Source organism: Sphingomonas sp. Leaf30 (genome assembly GCF_001422525.1).
GTDB classification, from domain to species: domain Bacteria; phylum Pseudomonadota; class Alphaproteobacteria; order Sphingomonadales; family Sphingomonadaceae; genus Sphingomonas; species Sphingomonas aerolata.
The window spans coordinates 639,428-655,406 of record NZ_LMKZ01000001.1; the positions used below are offsets into that span (position 1 = coordinate 639,428).

Here is a 15,979-nt window from a genome sequence, read left to right on the forward strand (position 1 = left end):
GATGATGCAGATGTTCGAGCACCGGCTGCCACTGCCGGTACGTGACGCGGTCAGGCAGTGCCGGTCGCATGTGGTGGCCGCTCTGCTGTTCAGCGCGCTGGTCAACATTCTGTACCTCGCGCCGACGCTGTACATGATGCAGGTCTATGACCGGGTGGTGCCGACCGGGGGCGTCGTCACTCTGGTGATCCTGACGCTGGTGCTGGGGGCGGCGATCGCCACGATCGGGGTGCTGGAGGCCCTGCGGTCGCGGCTGATGGTCAAGGTGTCGCTGCGGCTCGACCAGCGCGTGTCGCGAGCGATCTTGGCGCGGCTGATCGAGCGCGGCCACACCCGGCAGCGCGACCCGACGACCGCACAGGCGATGCGCGAGTTCGACACGCTGCGGCAGGTGATCACCGCGCCGACGCTGGTCGGGATCTTCGATGCGCCCTGGACGCCGATCTATGTCCTGGCAGCGGTGCTGATCCATCCGCTGCTGGGGCTGTTCATCATCGCCGCGGGCGCGTGCCTCGCGGTGCTGACATGGATGTCCGAGCGGGGGACGCGCGGGCTGATGACCGTCGCGCACACCGCCAATGCCCGGTCGGCGATCGTCCAGGAGGATATCGCCCAGCAGGCCGAGCTCGTCCGCGCGCTGGGCATGGGACGGGCTATGGTCGACCGGCAGATTGCCGAACGCAGCGACGGGCAGGCGGCGCTGGCCGCGGCGCAGATGGCGACCGCGCGCTATGCCGCGATCGCCAAGTTCATGCGGCTGTTCCTCCAGTCGCTGGCGCTGGGGCTTGCCGCGATCCTCGCGGTCCAGCGGCAGATCTCGGTCGGATCGATCATCGCCGCCTCGGTGCTGCTCAGCCGTGCGCTGCAGCCGGTCGAGCTGCTGATCGGCGGCTGGTCGAACCTGCAGAGTGCCAACGAGGCGCTGAAATCGCTGAAGCAGTTGTTCGACACGGACGCGGCGGCGGCACCCGCGACCGTCCTGCCGGCGCCGCTCGGCCGGATCACCGCGCGCAAGGTCACCACGCGCAGCGCCGATGGCGCGGCGATGCTGCTCAAGGGGGTGAGCTTCGACCTGCAGGCGGGGCAGATGCTGGGCATCGTCGGGGCATCGGGGGCGGGCAAGACGACGCTGATCCGCATCCTCGCCGGGGGTATCGCGGCCGAATCCGGACAGGTGCTGCTCGATGGCGCGGACTCGATTCTCTGGGATGCGCAGCGGCTCGCGCGGTACCGCGGTTATGTGCCGCAGGAGCCCGGCTTCCTGACGGGCACGGTGGCGCAGAACATCGCCCGGTTCGCCGATCCGAACGCGGTGGACCCGGTCTCGTTCGACCGGCGGGTGATCGACGCGGCCAAGGTCGCGGGGTGCCACGCGCTGATCCTGTCGCTGCCCGGTGGCTATGATTGTCCGATCGGGCGCGGCGGCCTGGCGCTGTCGGCGGGGCAGCGGCAGCGGATCGCGCTGGCGCGGGCGATGTTCGACGACCCGCCGATCCTCCTGCTCGACGAACCCAATGCCGCGCTGGATGCGGAGGGCGAGGCGGCGCTGATGCGCGCGCTGGAGACCAGTCGCCAACGCGGCGCGACGATCGTGATCGCGGCGCATCGCACCAGCGTGCTGGCCGCCGCGGATCGGCTGCTCGTCCTCAACGCCGGGTCGGTCGACTGCGAAGGTCCGGCCGAGGAGGTTCTGGCCGAGCTGGCGCGCCGCGCCGGCGGGAGCCGCGGCAATGTCGTCGGACTGAAGGGGGCGGTGTCATGAGCATGATCGACGATTCGGCGCGGGTGGAGATCCGGCGCGGCCTGCGCGTCGCGGCGCTGTTCTTCATCGGGCTGCTGGGTGGCGCGTCGATGATGCCGCTCGACGCCGGCGTCTATGCCCGCGGTGCGGTGATCGTGTCGGGCAAGCGGCAGGCGGTGCAGAACCGCGACGGCGGCATCGTCACGGCATTGCGCGCCGTCGAAGGCCAGAAGGTCGCCCGCGGGCAGGTGCTGCTCGAAATCGCGTCGGCGGACCTGCACGCGCTCGAACGCGGGATGACCGCCGAACTGATGATGCTGTTCGCGCAGCGCGAACGCCTGCTCGCCGAACGCGACCGGCGCGCGGTGATGGCCGAGCCGGTCGAGTTCCGCGCGCTGCCGGCGGCGGACCGGGTGCTGGCGGAGGATGCGCTGCGCGGGCAGCGGTTGCTGCTGGCGGCGCGCCTGCGGACCGCGCAGACTGAGAAGGCGGTGTGGATGCGGCGCGCCCACGCCAATGCCGAACAGATTGGCGGGTTCGGCGAACAGATCGCGGCGAACCGCCGGCAACGCGCGCTGCTCGACGACGAGCTGACGGGGATGCGGGTCATCGCCGCCAAGGGCTTTGCCTCGATCAACCGGATCCGCGCGCTCGAGCGTACGCAGGCCGCGCTCGATGGTGAGCATGGCGCGCTGGGGGCACAGATCCTCCAGACGCGCGATGCGATCGGCGAAGCCGAACTGTCGGCCGCGGGTGTCGATCGCCGCCAGATCGAGGAGGTGGAGGGCAGCCTGCGCGATCTGCTGGTCCGGATGAACGAGCTGCAGCCCAAATTGCTCGCGGCACGCGAACAGCTCGCCCGCTCGATGGTGCGTGCGCCGGTCGCCGGCACGATCGTCGGCCCGACGATCTACACCATCGGCGGGGTGGTCTCGCCGGGGCAGACGCTGATGGAGATCGTGCCCGATCGCAGGGCGCTGGTGATCGAGGTGCAGGTTTCGCCCGACGATGCCGACGACATGCGCCCCGGCCAGACGACGCAGGTCCGCTTCACCGGATTCCACGACCGCGCGATGCCCGCGCTCGACGCCCGGATCGACACGGTGTCGGCGGACAGCTTCACCGAGGAGCGGACCGGCAATCGCTTCTTCCGGGCGGAGGCGTCGTTGCTGCCGGAAAGCTATCGGACGCTCGTCGCGCTCAAGGGGCCCGGCGCACTGACGCCGGGCATGCCCGCCGAGATCCTGGTCCCGCTCCGGAAACGGTCCGCGCTCGATTACCTGATCGGCCCGTTGAAGGAGAGCCTGTGGCGCGGGGGTCGTGAAGCCTGAGTGAGTGCGGGGTCAGGCGGCCAGGCCGTTCGCCTCGACATGCGCGGCGATGTCGCCGGCGGTGGTCCACCAGATGCGCGGATCGTTCGCCGCGCGGAGTTCGGTCAGCACCTGCACCAGCGCGGGCACCCGGTGTGCCTGTCCCATGATATAGGGATGGAGCGCGATGCCGAGGACGAGCGGACGCCGGTCGCATTCGGACAGGAGCTGTTCGACGCCGTCGCGGATCATGGCCGCGAACGTCACCGCCTCCTGCTTGCGCGCGATGATCGCGGGCAGGTCGTTGATTTCCTGGGAATAGGGGATGGAGAGCAGTCCGCCATGAGAGGTGGCGAGCCGGGTCGGCTGGTCGTCATGCGCCCAGTCGAGGACATAGCGATAGCCATTTTCGGCGAGCAGGTCCGGCGTGGCGTCGCTCTCTGAGATCCACGGCCCCAGCCAGCCGGTGGGACGCACGCCGAGTGTGGCCAGCCGCTCGGTCACGTCGGCGATCATCTGGGTCTCGCTCGGGTGCGCAAGGGATCCTTGCGCGGTCGCGTTGGTGCCGCCATGCGCCGCGATCTCGTCGCCGCGGTCGCGGCATGCCTCGGCCAGTCCGGGGCAGCGATCGAGGACGTCGGCGTTGAGCAGCGCGGTGGTGCGCAGGCCCAGCCGATCGAACAAATCGAACAATCGCCACGCCCCGACCCGGTTGCCATAATCGCGCCAGGCATAGTTCATCACGTCCGGGTCGGTCTGCGCGGGGGCCAGTTCCGGACCCAGCCCGCCGCCGAAATCGAACACCTCGTAATTCACCCCGAAATAGATGGCGAGGCGGCGGCCGTCGGGCCAGTCATAGTCCGGGCGGTCGACGATCGGGCGATAGGCGTAGCGGCCATGGTGCGAGATGCTCATCGCGCTGGAACGCGTGGATCGCGGGATAGAAACGCCATAATGCAGATACTTATCGAATCCATGATCGCGGCCGGAGCAAGCGAACCGTCGAATCCGACCCGCTCAGCCGTCCACAGGGGCGAAACCCTCGACGGTGGCACGGTACAGATCGGCGCGGGCCTGGCTCAGGGCGGCGTCCTGGTCGTCGCCCTGGCCGACGACCAGTCCCGCGAGCGCGCGGACCGGGCCGATCCATGCGCCGCTGCCGCGCAGCCTGAGGCGGCGGGTTTCGAAGGCGGCGATGGCTTCGTCGGCGAGATCGCGGGCCGCCGTCAGGGCGACGTCGGTCACGACCACGACGAATTCATTGCCGGTCCAGCGAATGATCTCCTCGTCGGGAAACACCCGTCGCAGGTTCGCGACAAAGGCGCTCAGCACATTGTCGCCGACGGCGTGGCCGAAGCGCTGATTGACCCCGGCCAGATCGGCGACGCTGAAGATCATGAGGACATAGCTTCGCGCCTGTTCGGCGATCTGTGCGAAGATCGGCCGCGCGCCCTCGGACGTCAGCGCGCCAGTGGCTGCGTCGCGCATCGGATCGTGCCGCGCCGTACCGAGCGAGCCGAGGTCGGACTGGAGCCGGGCGACGTCGCGGCGCAGCTCGGCCAGCTCGCGTTCGGCATCGGCCAGCCGGGTCACGAGCAGCGTCGCATCGGGCCAGTTCTCCGCCTCGCTCGCCATCGCGCTGACGTCGTGGCTGAGCGACCGCGTCAGCGTCTGCGCATCGGTGGTCAGCACGCCGAGCTGGTTCGCGCGTGCAGTGACCGCGCTGTCGCGTTCGGCGGTCGTGTCGCGCTTGATCGCAAGATGGCGTTCGCTGAGCGTTTCGAGCGCGCGTGCGGTCAGCCTCAGGCCGCCATCCGTCTCGGCCGCCACGGCGCGCGCCAGGTCCGATCCGGGATCGGCGACCACGGCAAGCGCGAAGGTATAATTTTCAGCCACGGGTGCGAGACGATGTGCCTCGAGAAAGGCGAGCGCGTCGCGCGCCGCACGAAAAGCCTCTGGCATGCTTGTCTCGAACCTTTTTATGTACTGGATTGTACAACGCGGGATCGCGCGCGTCCGTTTCATCCCGCCGCCCCCTAGCGCGAAAGAGCGTGCGATCAATCCTTGCGCGGCGATCGGTTCCGCGTTCGGGGGCGTGTCGATGCGACGGGTGGCGGCTGATCGCGGGCGGCGGCGGCGCGGTTTTTCTTATGATGGGGGGCATGTTCCGGGATGGGACGGCCCGCCGGCGCCGGTTGTCCGCTATAGAGGGGTATGTTGCGCCAAGGGGGGAGTCCGGTCGTACCGGTTTCAGTCCATTGCCGGGGGAGCCGCACCGGGCTGCTGGACGGTGCTGCGCGCATGCTGGGGGTGCTGCGGCGACGGCAAGGTGGTGGCGGTGGTATAGCTGCGGCGGGCGGCATTGCGCACGCGGCGCGGTGCGTGCCGACCGGGTGGCGCTCCGATGGGGTGAGCCGCGCATCTCGGCTCTGGTTTCTTCAAACCGCCTATGGCAGAGCCTTGGCCCTGCTGAGCATAAGTCGAGATTGTGGCGGGCAGGGAGCTGGCACTGTGGAAAATACTAAAGTTACCGGCACGCGCGGTGCAGTGTTCGATCGTTTTGGCTCGACCTCGCATCGTCACCAACTGCGCATCGCTCTTTATATCCTGTTGGTGTTTGCTGATCTGCTCGCGGTGGTTGCTGCATTCGAGCTCGGTATATTTGCAAAATATGGCCGTTTTGCTGTAACGTCGCACATGAATGTCGTCATCGTCACGGCGCCGATATACGTGTTGACCGCGTTCAACAATGGCGCCTACTCGATTGACGTGCTGCGCAAGGCCCGGGCCGGCATCATGCGCTCGGCGACGGCGCTTTTACTAGCCTTTTCAAGCTTCTTGTTCATCTCCTACTATTTTCGGGCGGTGCAGGCGGAATCCCGTGGTGTCATCAGCATCGGAATGCTCGGCAGCTTCGTGCTTCTGGCAGTCTTTCGATTGGTCATCGATCGGTTTGTCCGCCTGACGATTGGCGGCAACGTGACCACCGATCTGGTGATCTTGGACGACGTCGAATTCGCGGTGCCGGCACATTGCAAAGTCGTTGAGACGCGGGCCGCGAACCTTCGCCCGAACATGCAGGATCCGATGATGCTCGATCGACTCGCGCGTCAATTGCGTGGTGTCGACCGCGTCGTGATCGCCTGTCGGCCCGACAAGGAGCGCGAATGGGCGATGCTCCTGAAGGGCGCGGGCATTCGCGGCGAGATTATTTCGAACGAAATCGACCAGGTCGGTGCGATCGGGCTCGACAATTTTGTCGGGCGGTCGACGCTGGTCGTCGCGGTCGGACCGCTGAGCACGCGTAACCGGATGATCAAGCGGACGTTCGATCTGGCCTTTGCGGTACCCGCGCTGATCGTCGTGCTGCCGCTGCTGCTGATCACCGCCGCGGCGATCAAGATCGACAGCCGGGGACCGGTCTTCTTCCGGCAGGATCGCGTCGGCCGCGGCAACGCGCTGTTCAAGGTGTTCAAGTTCCGGTCGATGCGGGTCGAGCAGTCCGACGCGAGCGGCAGCGTTTCGGCGTCCCGCACCGACGACCGGATCACGCGCGTCGGTCGCGTGATCCGTGCAACCAGCGTCGACGAGCTGCCGCAGCTGCTGAACGTGCTGCTCGGATCGATGAGCATCGTCGGGCCGCGACCGCATGCACTGGGGTCGCTGGCGGGACAGCAGCTGTTCTGGGAGGTCGATGAACGCTATTGGCACCGTCACGCGCTCAAGCCGGGGATCACCGGTCTTGCGCAGGTGCGCGGATTCCGCGGGGCGACGCATCGCCGCGACGATCTGACGCAGCGCCTTCAGGCCGATCTGGAATATATCCTGGGCTGGTCCGTGTGGCGCGACTTTGGCATTCTCGTGTCTACGGTACGGGTCGTTGTGCACCGCAACGCGTTCTAGTGCACCGTAAAACACGTACAAAAAATGCCGCGACAGCAATTTAACATACGCTTTCTTAACCACCAGTATGGCATGGTGTCGTCATGCCCCTTCACGCACCTCTTGCTAACCTGGTTGACCCCGTATCGCCACATGCGGCGTTTCGTGGCGGCGATCCGCTTTCCGGCGCTACGACGGATTCGTTCGACGGGGCGCGTTCCGTCGCAGACCCGCTCGCGGCCGAGCTTCAGGTCGTCGACCCGCGTGCCGCCAACCCGTTGGCCGGCGACCGGATCGACTACGAGAACTGGCTCCTTCCGGTCGAGCCCGCCTCGTTGGGTGAACGCGCGATCCGGGCCGGTTCGACCATCGCCGGCGTGGCGGTCTTCGCCGCGGCGCTCGCTGGTGTCCTTGCCTGGATCATCTAGCGTGCGGGCGGAGATGACGGCGATCGAGCCGGTGGCCGAGCGTCGGCGAAAGCCGAGTCGAGCAGCAATAGCGCGCGCGAGCACGGTCCGTGCGGCCGATGCGCGGGCGATCGACGTCCGTGTCGAGGATCTGTCCGAAGGCGGTTTCCGATTCTCTAGCGCCAGCGTCCTGCCGGTCGGTGCCCATATCCGCGTCGGCCTGGCCGGTGCGGGGCAGGCGACGGCGCGGATCGCGTGGCGCGACGGCGAAGCGCATGGTTGCGCGTTCCAGCCCCTGCTGACGAACGACCAGATCCAGTCGGCCTTCACGCACACGATCTGCGAGTCTGCGGTCCTGTCGTTGATTCCCGACAGCGCGGTGGTGCCCATGCCCGCCGCGGGTGCGGCGCTTGCGCCACCGCAGCGCTTTGCAGCGCCAGTGCGGCTTATCCTGCTGGTCGTGGCGAGCTGCGCATGCTGGGCTTTCGCGACGCTGCTGCTGCGCGGACTTTCATCGTTCTGAACCGACGCTGACGCTGGTGTGGTGGTCCGCGCGTTGCAGCCCTGCTCCGGGGGTGTTTGCCGGCCTTGCCGACCCGCTGAACGCACAAGATTTTCAGGATCTTAGCTAATTTTGCGCTAGTCTAGATATTAGTATTGATTATTTATGACCCCTGTCCCATGTTGAGACAAGACGGTTGAAACGACCGCTGAGGAGAGTGTTCATGACTGCGCTTCCCGGCCCGGCTATCCAGGCCCCATCCTATCCCGAAATCCCCTCGGCCGTGCTCGGTCTCATCACCGGCCTCGCGGTCAGCGTTGCGCTCTGGGCACTGATCGTCCTGATGGCATTCTTCCTGGCCTGATCTCAAGCACATGGGCGGTCGCTATCGCGCGTCCGCCTGTGTCTGACGATCCCGGTCGTCGAATTGCCAAAGTGCTTCGGCGCTCGAGATATGACGGTTCGCCTTCGCCGTAGTGTCCGCGGTGATTCTCAGCCCTGAGCGTTCGCCCGACCCGCTTGAAGCAACAGGGCTTGTACGCTCGCGGTAAACTCGGCTTTGGCGATGTGGGCATCGTGATCGATGCCGAGCGACGATATGCTCCTCCTCAGCGAATCGCCCCGGAATACGCGGCCAAGTACCCCGACGTTCTCAGCCCTGCGCGCCGCGTTTCCGCAGGACATCTTCATACACATCGGCGAACTGCCGCGCGACGCTACGCCAGTCATAGGCCAGACTCGCGGCGATGTTGTTCGCGCGGTTCGATTCATAGGCGGCGCTTGCATCGCGGTGCGCAGCTTCGATCCGGGCCGCGCCCGCCTCGACATCGTCGATGTCGAACAGGATGCCGCTGCCGGACGAGCGGACCAGCCGGCGGAAGGGCGGGATGTCGCTGACGATCGGGGTCAGGCCAGCGGACAGGCCTTCGACCACGCTCAGCCCGAAGCCTTCATAGCGTGACGCCGAGCCGATATAGCTGGCCTCGCCGATCAACGCCTTGATACCCTCGTCACTGGGCGAGGGCACGAGCGTGACCGCCCGTTCGGTCCCGGTGCGGCGCATATGCTCCTCGATCTGCGCAGGTGTGACGTCGGCCGGGCCGCCCGCGATGATCAGCCGCCAGTCGCCGTGAAGCCGGCCGAGCGCGGCCACGAGGTCGATCAGGCCGGTGATGTTCTTGTTCGAGGAAAAGCGGCCGATATAGATCATCGTCCGGGTCGGCTGTGGCGACCCTGCACCCTGCCACTTGCCGATATTGACGCCATTCTCGATCGTCACCGTCTTGCTCGAGGCGATCTGGTTGAACCGGGCGGCGTCGCTTTCGCTCGAGGCGATGATCCGGTCGTAGGCGAACGACGACGCGCGCGTGACGCTGGCGAAATAGGCGAGCTTCAGCCGGCTGGCGAAATCGGTGTGGAAGAAGCCGCCATGCGTCGAGGCGACCATCGGCCGGCGGTGGAGCGGGCGGGTGAGCGCCATGCCGTCGAAGAACGAATCGATCGCATGGACGTGAACGATGTCCGCCTGACCGAGATGCTGCAGTACGGTGGGTGCGAGCGGATAGCGCGTCGAGCCGCGGAACGGGATCCGCTGCACGGGCACGCCCTGATAGGTGTCGCGCGGCGGCAGAGTCGCGTCGAGACGCGAAAACTGCCGGTCGAGCGTGACCACCGACGTCGTGATTCCGCAGTCCCGTTTGAGCGCGACCGCGAGATTGCTGACGGCGTCTTCCAGCCCGCCAATGGCCGGATAAAATTGACGAACGACGTGAAGAACGTGCATCGGCTTCCCAACGTGATCCAGATTGCCAGCCCCTTTGTCTGATTACGGCCAACCGTCCAGCCCAAAGTCGATGGAGTGTCATGCATGTCCGATAAGCCAGCGCCGGCGCAGCCAAAGCGTTCCCGTGTCGTCATCCTGTCGGCATTTTAGGATTACCGGACGCCCAAGCGCGCCAGCATCCACCAGGTCGCGCATGCGCTGGCGCAGGATGGCTGCGACGTGTCGTTCATCTCGACCCGGTTCAGCCTGATCTCGAAGAAGAAGGGCGATTCGCGCCTGTTCCTGTGGGACCAGGCCAATGCCTAGCACAAGGTGGACGGCGTCAATTGCTATCTCTGGCAGACGCCGCTGCATCCCTTTGCGACCAACAATGCGGTCGCCGATGCGGTGATGGCGAAGCTGTTTCCGCTGTTCGCCAGGCTGCCCAATGCCGATATCGACGGCGCATTCCAGGCGGCGGACTATATCGTCATCGAATCGAGCGTCGCAGCGATCTTCATCGACCGGATCAAGCGGCTCAACCCGACCGCCAAGATCATCTATTACGCTACCGACCGGCTCGATACCGTCGGCGCGCATCCCTATGTCCGCCGCCATCTGGTGAAGAATGCACGGCATATCGACCATGTCTGCCTGCGGTCGACCAAGATGGTGTCGGATTTCCTGTGGGCGAAGGATCGCCTGTACCGCGCCGAATTCGGGATCGATCCCGCCGACTTCGAGACTGTCGGGCCGTCGCCCTATACCGCGCAGCGCAATACCGTCGCGGTCGGGTCGATGCTGTTCGACGAAAGCATGCGGTCGCGCCGCAGTTTCTCGATGTGCATTACCACGTGATCGGCTACGAGAAGAGCTTCAAGGGGCCTGACAATGTGTTCGTCCACAAGGAAATGCCGTTCCGCGACACGCTGCCCTATATCAAACATGCGAGCATCAGCATCGCACCGTACCGGCTGGCGCCGGGGGTCGAGTATCTTGCCGAGTCGAGTCTGAAATTGGGACAATATGAAAATCTGCAGATCCTCGCGGTCTGCCCCGATTTCGCGGTTGGGACGAACCCGTTCCGCGCGGGCTATGTGTCGAACGATCCGGCTTCGATGATCGCGGCGACCGAAAAGGCGCTGGCGTTGGCGGGGCAGGTGCCCGCGCGGCATTTCTCGACCTGGACAGAGGTCGCCGACCGCGTGCTTCGTCCCGAAAACTACCCTGACGCCCGCATCGTCGCGGACTAAATGGGCGGGGCCGGCGCGTCGCCTGCGGGCGCGGGCAGGCCGGCCAACCCTCTCGGATATCGGCGTTTGATCGGTATCGGCACGGATCGCTGGAGCAGCGTACCGGCCCGCCGCATCAGGTGAACCACCTTATTGATGGCCGGCGGTTCATCTTCTAGGAGTTCCGCCGAATATCAATGTCCGTACGACAATCGTAGGGACCAACACCGTCTGAGGGATTATAATGCGCATAGCGATGGTGGGATCGGGTTACGTTGGTTTGGTGTCGGGCGCATGTTTCGCCGATTTCGGACATGACGTGATCTGCATCGACAAGGATGCCGGCAAGATCGCGGCGCTCGAAAACGGCATCATGCCGATCTACGAGCCGGGTCTGGATGCACTGGTGGCGCGCGGCGTCGAGGCCGGGCGGTTGCGCTTCGGTACCGATCTTGCCGCGAGCGTGAAGGGCGTCGACGCGGTCTTCATCGCCGTCGGTACGCCGTCGCGGCGCGGTGACGGTCATGCCGACCTGTCCTATGTCTATGCTGCCGCCGAGGAAATTGCCGGCGCGATCGACGGCTTCACCGCGATCGTCGACAAGTCCACGGTCCCGGTCGGCACCGGCGACGAGGTCGAGCGGATCATCCGCCGGGTCAATCCGGATGCCGACTTCGCAGTCGTGTCGAACCCCGAATTCCTGCGCGAAGGCGCCGCGATCGACGATTTCAAGCGTCCCGACCGCGTCGTGATCGGCAGCGACGACGAGAAGGGTCTTGCGGTCATGCGCGAGATCTATCGTCCACTCGCCCTTGGTCGTTCGCCGCTCGTCGAAATGAGCCGGCGTGCTGCCGAGCTGACCAAATATGCCGGCAACGCGTTCCTCGCGACCAAGATCACCTTCATCAACGAGATCGCCGACCTGTGCGAGAAGGTCGGCGCGGACGTGCAGGACGTTGCGCGCGGCATCGGCCTCGACAACCGCATCGGCTCCAAGTTCCTGCATGCCGGCCCGGGCTATGGCGGCTCGTGCTTCCCCAAGGACACGCTCGCGCTGCTCAAGACCGCGCAGGATCACGACGCGCCGCAGCGCATCGTCGAGGCGGTCGTCGCGGTGAACGACAATCGCAAGCGCGCAATGGGCCGCAAGGTCATCGCCGCCGTCGGTGGCGACGTTCGCGGCAAGACGATCGCGGTACTCGGCCTGACGTTCAAGCCGAACACCGACGACATGCGCGACAGCCCGGCGATCGCGCTGATCCAGACGCTGCAGGATGCGGGCGCGACGATCAACGTCTATGATCCCGAGGGTCATGAGCAGGCGAAGGCGGTCATCAAGGACGTGACCTATTGCACCGGTCCCTATGAGACGATGGAGGGCGCCGAGGCGCTTGTCATCGTGACCGAATGGGACATCTTCCGCGCGCTCGACTTCAAGCGCGTCAAGTCGCTGCTGGCGTCGCCGGTGCTCGTCGACCTGCGCAACATCTATCCGCGCGACATGGTCGAGAAGGCCGGGCTGACCTATCACGCGGTCGGCCGCTGATCGACCGGGACGGGCGGCGCGCCGATCGGTGCGCCGCCTGTCTAACTAAGCCAAGGGCCAGTCCGGTTATTCGACCAGGCTGGCATATTGCATATGATCCGGGTCCCGCATGGTGTCGGGGGGGATGACCGCATCGTCCGTATCGCTGGTGGCTGGTGTGCCCGCGTCGGCACCGGTCGCTGCTGCTGGCGGTGCCGCTGCTGCAACCGCAATACCGGGTTCGCTCGGTCCGGGACCCGAGCTGACGACGACGATTCCCGTCTGTTCGGGCGCTTCGACCGCGGATCCGCAGGCGGCGAGCATCGCCAGCGCTGCGATGCCGACCATGTCGCGCAGGGCGGCGCCGGCGCGCGCGGGTTGGCCACCATCATAAATAGAGTCCGGCAGGACACGGTTCAGGGCATGCGGGCGAGCGGCTGGCGCCGTCGCGCCGGACGCGACGGCGCGATGCACGTCGTGGATCAGGGGCATTGGAAATTCTCCGTTGGCACCTGATCCTTCACTCGGCCGATGCAAAGGAGGTCTCTTCAAACCTGGTTAGCGGCGGGTTTAGGGTAATGCAGATCCTGTTCTATTAAAATCGACCGCTGCTGCCGGGGCCGGCGCGTCCGGCCGGCCGGATCAGCGCCCGGGCAGGGATGGGCGCAGCACGTAGAAGATATAGCCGACACTGGCCGCGAGCACGAGCACGGCGGGGATCGCATAGCCTTCGTTGCCGAGCCAGTTGCTCAGCGCACAGGCGATCGCGGGCGGCAGATAATGCCACACCGTATCGACCGGCTCATCCTCCATCGAGCGTTGCAGATAGAGTAGCGCCAGGCCCGCAAATACCGCGACGCTCAGCCAATCGTAAATTGTTTCCATGATATACTTCCCAAGCCGCCCGGAACCCGGCCGGCGCCACATTCCGTCAGAGGCGATCCCTATGCCCGGTCCTTCTAGATTTTCTCATCGTCTCGGGCAAATGCAGTATCTTGCCCCCGCTCTCGCGGTGGGACTGCCCTGACGACGACCGCGGCGCTGCGCCAGACCCCGAGCGGGCGCGACGTCGAGGCCTGGCTCGCTCGCGACCGAGCAGCTGCAGTCGGGGATCAGTCAGCGTCAGGCGGTGCTGTGCAAGCGAAGATCGACGATGCGAAGGGCTTCGCGCCCGAGGTCAGCCCGACGCCAAATTCTTGAACCGCGCGAGCATCGCCTCGGACAGCCGCATCGGGTCGAGCGGCTCCAGATCGGGGAGATAATAGGACGAGAAGAAGGTGTCGCTCTGCGTGTTGGCGAAGTTGGTGAAGCCGGTGATCGCAACATGGCGGCCATAGCGCCAGGTCGCGAGCAGCTTGGCGCGCTCGACGCGCAGGCTCGGCCGCCAGTCGCTGACGAACCAGAGCAGGATCGTCGACAGCAAGGAGGTGGTGAGCTGCTGGACGACGAGCGCGGTCAGGCCCCAGCCGTTCATCGCGAGGAACAGGCCGGCACCGCCGCCGACGAGCAGCGCGAGGATCGAGCGGATCGCGAGCGGCTTGAACAGCAACTGGCGCGTCATCCACGCCTCATGCGTGCGCGACAGCCCTGAACTGAGCAGTAGCACCGAGGTCAGCCGTAGCGCGAACTCGATCCGCTCATTGTGCATGATCTCCGAGATGAACTGCGCCGACAGCAGCATCAGCGCCGCGCCGATCACCGCGCCGATCTGGATCAGCAGGAAGCAGGCATTGTAGTCGCCGGCGTCGGGCGCACCGCGCGAGACGATCGCGGTGGCGAAGCTCTCGACCGAGATCTGCTTGAACAGCTCGACGAAGAGCAGGCAGGTGGCGAGGATGCCGAAATCGGCGACCGGGACGAACCGCGCGGTCACCAGGAAGACCAGCAGGTTGATGACCTGGACGAGCGCGCTGTTGACGACCGACCAGATTGCGCCGCGTCCGACCTGTTTACTCAGTGAGGGGGCAGCCATAACTCACTCCCACAAATCGTGCGGGAATGTCGCGAGCAGCGCCTGGGGATCAAAGGATATCGGCGGTGCGCCCCCCATTTCGAGCGCTTCGGCGACACTGTTCGCGGAGTCGATGCCGGATCGTCCGGTCCCGCGCGCATAATCGTCATATTTGAACGGCGGTTCGGTCTCGGTCAGGCGGACATGCCGCGCGGGAATGCCGAAGGCCTCGGCGATCACGACGCCGTGGAGCGAGCTTGCGAGCACCAGATCGGCGCCGACGATCTGCTCGACGACCGCGTTCCAGCCGCGCAGCGGCGATACGAACGGCAGGCCGAGCGTCGGCGCGAGCGTGAGGTCGTGGAGGTTGGGGACGAACAGGACCGGCTGGGCGCTCTGCCGCTTGAAGCGGTCGGGGAACAGCGTCGGCAGCAGCAGCGCGGGGTCGCCATAGACCGCCGGGACGTCCAGCCCGCGCTCCGCGAGGAAGGCCGCGGTCAGCGGACCGCGGACCGCGCGGATATCGAGTGCGTCGAACGCGTGACGATCGGCGGGGATCTTGCCGTTGACGCCGGAGCCCTAGACGGTGTCGCCGGTCTTGGCGAAATGCATCACCGATCCAACGGTGAACAGCGTCGCGTCGCGCGCCGTCTCCTCGTCGAGGCTGCGTCCGTGCAGCGCGAGAATACGCTCGGCGACGACCGTCGCCAGCCGGTCGCCGAAATTGATCGCGCTGCCCGCGGGACGCCATTCGAACACGTCGACGCTCGGATAGCGTTCGTCATAGGACGGTGGCGGCGCGTTACGCAGGCGCGAGAGTGCGCGGTGCAGGCGAGGAGGCATAATCTGTTTCATCGCTTCATCCGTTGTCCGAGCGTCGCGGCCAGGAAGGTCGCGTTGCCGACGAGATAGCGAGACGCCATCCGTCGGGGCTCCTGCAGAAGGCGGAAGGTCCATTCGATGCCCGCGCGCTGCATCCAGAGCGGCGCGCGGACGAACTGGCCCGCGGTGAAATCGAGAAAGGCGCCGATGCACAGGATCACCGCACCGACCGCGCCCGCATTGGCGGCCGCCCATTTTTCCTGACGCGGCTGTCCCATGCCCGCGAGCACGAGCCGCGCGCCCGATGCGCGGATCCGCTCCGACAGCGCGGGTGCCTCATCGGCGGTGAAAAAGCCGTGATGGCTGCCCGCGATGCGGATGTTCGGGAAGCGCTCCGCCAGGATCGCAGCGGCCTTCTGCGCGACGCCTGGCGGGCTGCCGAGCAGGAAGACGCCCGTTCCCGCCGGCAGTGCGGCGAGTACCGCGGGCGTCAGGTCGGTGCCGTTGAGATTGGCCGGGAAGCGTGTGCCGTAGAGCAGCCGGCTGGCGATATCGACGCCGCTGCCGTCGTTGAAGAACACGCCCGCCCGCGTCGCGGTCACGAAGGCGGGATCCGCCCGCGCAAGGTTGACGCTGTGCGCATTGCAGAAGCCGAAGATCGCCGGACCGTCGCCTTCTACCGCGGCAACGACCTGTGCAACCGCACCCGGTACATCGGTGGCGACCACGTCGATGTGGCCGATTCGCCGAAGCTCCATCATGCCCACCATGCTCAATCGATCAGGATCGAGCCGAGCACGGGGGTGGCATGCTCCTGCAGCACGGCCGCGGCGTTGCGCAGCGCG

At 66.2% G+C, this 15,979-nt stretch carries 17 protein-coding genes and 1 pseudogene; 9 read left to right on the top strand and 9 right to left on the bottom strand.

Going from position 1 to position 15,979, the window contains the following annotated elements:
• Position 1: 1 nt before the first annotated feature.
• Entirely contained in the window at positions 2-1,762 is a 1,761-nt protein-coding gene (locus tag ASE89_RS03060; RefSeq protein ID WP_056673911.1) for a type I secretion system permease/ATPase, read from the top strand.
• Positions 1,759-3,072 (top strand): HlyD family type I secretion periplasmic adaptor subunit, encoded by a 1,314-nt coding sequence (locus ASE89_RS03065; protein ID WP_056673914.1) that lies wholly within the window; start codon positions 1,759-1,761, stop codon positions 3,070-3,072. Before ASE89_RS03060 ends, ASE89_RS03065 begins: the two co-directional genes overlap by 4 nt.
• 12 nt (positions 3,073-3,084) lie before the next feature.
• Here ASE89_RS03065 and ASE89_RS03070 read toward each other — a convergent pair whose 3' ends face one another.
• Positions 3,085-3,966 (bottom strand): polysaccharide deacetylase family protein, encoded by an 882-nt coding sequence (locus tag ASE89_RS03070; protein WP_056673917.1) that lies wholly within the window; start codon positions 3,964-3,966, stop codon positions 3,085-3,087.
• 102 nt (positions 3,967-4,068) lie between these two features.
• The gene (locus ASE89_RS03075; protein ID WP_056673919.1) at positions 4,069-5,013 is read right to left on the bottom strand and encodes a GGDEF domain-containing protein; all 945 of its coding nucleotides are present in this window, start codon (positions 5,011-5,013) and stop codon (positions 4,069-4,071) included.
• 549 nt (positions 5,014-5,562) lie between these two features.
• Here ASE89_RS03075 and ASE89_RS03080 point away from each other — a divergent pair.
• The 4 genes from ASE89_RS03080 to ASE89_RS20155 all read left to right on the top strand — a co-directional run bounded on the left by ASE89_RS03080 (position 5,563) and on the right by ASE89_RS20155 (position 8,206).
• Positions 5,563-6,954 carry an exopolysaccharide biosynthesis polyprenyl glycosylphosphotransferase gene (locus ASE89_RS03080; RefSeq protein ID WP_236701597.1) on the top strand — a complete coding sequence of 464 codons (1,392 nt, stop codon included), beginning with the start codon at positions 5,563-5,565 and terminating at the stop codon, positions 6,952-6,954.
• 83 nt (positions 6,955-7,037) lie between these two features.
• Positions 7,038-7,361: a hypothetical protein gene (locus ASE89_RS20700; RefSeq protein WP_056673922.1), complete on the top strand. Its 324-nt coding sequence runs from the start codon at positions 7,038-7,040 to the stop codon at positions 7,359-7,361.
• A 1-nt stretch (position 7,362) separates the two neighbouring features.
• Positions 7,363-7,863 carry a PilZ domain-containing protein gene (locus ASE89_RS20705; RefSeq protein ID WP_168427542.1) on the top strand — a complete coding sequence of 167 codons (501 nt, stop codon included), beginning with the start codon at positions 7,363-7,365 and terminating at the stop codon, positions 7,861-7,863.
• A 202-nt stretch (positions 7,864-8,065) separates the two neighbouring features.
• Positions 8,066-8,206 carry a hypothetical protein gene (locus ASE89_RS20155; RefSeq protein WP_156360375.1) on the top strand — a complete coding sequence of 47 codons (141 nt, stop codon included), beginning with the start codon at positions 8,066-8,068 and terminating at the stop codon, positions 8,204-8,206.
• A gap of 288 nt (positions 8,207-8,494) precedes the next feature.
• Here the strand turns inward: ASE89_RS20155 and ASE89_RS03095 are convergent, their stop codons facing one another.
• Entirely contained in the window at positions 8,495-9,625 is a 1,131-nt protein-coding gene (locus ASE89_RS03095) for a glycosyltransferase family 4 protein (RefSeq protein ID WP_056673927.1), read from the bottom strand.
• A gap of 162 nt (positions 9,626-9,787) precedes the next feature.
• Between ASE89_RS03095 and ASE89_RS03100 the strand changes: the two are divergent.
• The 3 genes and pseudogenes from ASE89_RS03100 to ASE89_RS03110 form a co-directional block, all read left to right on the top strand.
• Positions 9,788-10,462: pseudogene (locus tag ASE89_RS03100) on the top strand (GumK N-terminal domain-containing glycosyltransferase); the annotation flags it as partial.
• Positions 10,459-10,857, top strand: coding sequence for a hypothetical protein (locus tag ASE89_RS03105; protein WP_056673934.1), 399 nt, complete (start codon positions 10,459-10,461; stop codon positions 10,855-10,857). The pseudogene ASE89_RS03100 and the gene ASE89_RS03105, both read left to right, overlap by 4 nt.
• A 223-nt stretch (positions 10,858-11,080) precedes the next feature.
• Entirely contained in the window at positions 11,081-12,382 is a 1,302-nt protein-coding gene (locus tag ASE89_RS03110; RefSeq protein ID WP_031396235.1) for a UDP-glucose dehydrogenase family protein, read from the top strand.
• Positions 12,383-12,448: 66 nt separating this feature from the next.
• Here ASE89_RS03110 and ASE89_RS03115 read toward each other — a convergent pair whose 3' ends face one another.
• From ASE89_RS03115 to ASE89_RS03140, 6 genes are all read right to left on the bottom strand, one after another.
• Complete coding sequence (locus tag ASE89_RS03115; RefSeq protein WP_056673937.1) at positions 12,449-12,853, bottom strand: hypothetical protein; 405 nt, start codon at positions 12,851-12,853, stop codon at positions 12,449-12,451.
• Positions 12,854-13,003: 150 nt separating this feature from the next.
• A complete protein-coding gene (locus ASE89_RS03120; protein ID WP_056673940.1) occupies positions 13,004-13,246 on the bottom strand; it encodes an XrtV sorting system accessory protein in 243 nt (80 codons plus the stop codon).
• Positions 13,247-13,538: 292 nt separating this feature from the next.
• Positions 13,539-14,333 (bottom strand): oligosaccharide flippase family protein, encoded by a 795-nt coding sequence (locus ASE89_RS03125; RefSeq protein ID WP_056673943.1) that lies wholly within the window; start codon positions 14,331-14,333, stop codon positions 13,539-13,541.
• Between the two features lie 3 nt (positions 14,334-14,336).
• Positions 14,337-14,870 (bottom strand): polysaccharide pyruvyl transferase family protein, encoded by a 534-nt coding sequence (locus tag ASE89_RS21425; protein WP_330219046.1) that lies wholly within the window; start codon positions 14,868-14,870, stop codon positions 14,337-14,339.
• Positions 14,871-14,891: 21 nt separating this feature from the next.
• On the bottom strand, positions 14,892-15,167 hold the full coding sequence (locus tag ASE89_RS21085; RefSeq protein WP_056673949.1) for a hypothetical protein: 276 nt from the start codon (positions 15,165-15,167) through the stop codon (positions 14,892-14,894).
• On the bottom strand, positions 15,164-15,895 hold the full coding sequence (locus ASE89_RS03140; RefSeq protein ID WP_236701598.1) for a WecB/TagA/CpsF family glycosyltransferase: 732 nt from the start codon (positions 15,893-15,895) through the stop codon (positions 15,164-15,166). Before ASE89_RS03140 ends, ASE89_RS21085 begins: the two co-directional genes overlap by 4 nt.
• Positions 15,896-15,979 lie beyond the last annotated feature (84 nt).